The organism is Fusibacter sp. 3D3, assembly GCF_001748365.1.
Lineage (GTDB): Bacteria > Bacillota > Clostridia > Peptostreptococcales > Acidaminobacteraceae > Fusibacter_A.
Genome location: NZ_BDHH01000055.1, coordinates 1 through 1,561, shown reverse-complemented (window position 1 = coordinate 1,561; position 1,561 = coordinate 1). Strand labels below are relative to the sequence as shown.

Genomic DNA, 1,561 nt, shown 5'->3' with positions numbered 1-1,561 from the left:
ATAAAGCTTTATAGCCTTAATATTGTCTTCTACAACTTCGAGTGTAAGTCTTTTTAATCCAATGTCTTCAGGATGCCTGAAATAATCAACAGTGATCAAGGTAGCCAATTTACATCAAATGCTTACATTGACTTAATAAAGAGTTACAACTACACAAAAATTAGTATGGATGGCAAGGGCCGTGCTACAGACAACATCGCAATTGAAAGGTTTTTCAGGTCATATAAATGGGAACGCCTCTATTTAGAGTACCCAGAAACAGTGACAGAGGTAAAAATACTCACAAAGAAATATATTGAACACTACAATTTTACACGTGGACACCAGAGTTACGACTATAAAACGCCAGCTGAAATCTATTATGATATTTCACAACAAGCGGCCTAAAATTATGAAAGGAGTCATAACTATAAATTATGCATTTTGTGTCTTGACAACCGTGTACATTATAAGTTTCCAATGCTCTAATTTTCGCTATTGGGTTAATTATATCATAATTTTTTCAGTGTTAATTATTACATCAATATTACTAATATTCAATTGATTTTGATTTCGTTTGATCTGTCTTCATTTTTACATTCTAGCGCTTTTCTAAATTCTATAGAATATTTGCATCCAAAATTTTGCCCATGACAATTGTATTTAGGTAGGTGTCATTTCCAATGAAATGATCTGCAATTTTTGTTCCTTCTATTTTAAAATCATATTTTTCATAAAGCTTTATAGCCTTAATATTGTCTTCTACAACTTCGAGTGTAAGTCTTTTTAATCCAATGTCTTCAGCCCATTTTATTAATGCTTCCATCAGTTTTGACCCTACTCCAATGCTCCAATAAGCTCTATCGACACCAATTATTATATCGCTAATATGTTTAATTCTACTCAATGCACTCGAGCTGGAGATGATCATGCCAATAACTGTGGTATCAGCTACTGCGACTAGATATAGTGTTCTCGGATCACTTAACATCCCTTCAATTCTTTTCTCTTGCTCGAGAATATCGTCATTTACTTCATCTAATTCTCGAAGCATATACTTTGTTTGAACAGACAATTTTTTCATCAAATTTATGATTTGATTTGAATCCGTTTTTTCCACTTTTCTAATATTGATTTGCTGCATATTTTTCCTCCGATTCATAATAGCCCCCCTTATTGAGCCATTAACAGTGTATTATGCTTCTGAAGCAACTCTAAAGCGCTACTAGAAATAAGTTTTTCATCTATATTTTGCCATTCTGTAACATATTCTTGTCCAAGTAGTGACATACTCCCACCACTTAAGAAGTGGGGGCTTCTCGTTCGAGTAGCCTAACGGCTACAGCATAAGCGAGCTATCCCCGTGCGTCCCACGGTTCTAGAAGTTCGTTTACGCTAATAATATGCGCATACCTTCATTTTTGATATTTATACTTGCATTGTAATCCCTGTCCATTGTCATTCCGCAATCTTCGCAATGATATGTGCGCTCTGAAAGCAAAAGGGTATTTTTTACTTTTCCACACTCGCTACACATTTTGGAACTTGGAAACCACTTGTCGATTTTAATCAGTTGTTTACC

General features: G+C 34.6%; 2 protein-coding genes and 1 pseudogene. 1 reads left to right on the top strand and 2 read right to left on the bottom strand.

From position 1 onward, the window contains the following. Positions 1–75: 75 nt before the first annotated feature. A pseudogene (locus tag F3D3_RS23155) lies at positions 76–387 on the top strand (transposase); the annotation flags it as partial. A gap of 211 nt (positions 388–598) precedes the next feature. Here F3D3_RS23155 and F3D3_RS23150 read toward each other — a convergent pair. Together F3D3_RS23150 and F3D3_RS23145 are read right to left on the bottom strand one after the other, a co-directional pair. Then, positions 599–1,141: a GNAT family N-acetyltransferase gene (locus tag F3D3_RS23150; RefSeq protein WP_084389268.1), complete on the bottom strand. Its 543-nt coding sequence runs from the start codon at positions 1,139–1,141 to the stop codon at positions 599–601. Between the two features lie 228 nt (positions 1,142–1,369). Continuing rightward, on the bottom strand, positions 1,370–1,561 hold a 192-nt coding region (locus F3D3_RS23145), incomplete at its 5' end, for a zinc ribbon domain-containing protein (RefSeq protein WP_139132208.1).

Coding starts and splice junctions, on each gene's coding strand:
- F3D3_RS23150 (WP_084389268.1), bottom strand. CDS start 1,141: ATGAATCGGAGGAAAAATATGCAGCAAATCAATATTAGAAAAGTGGAA.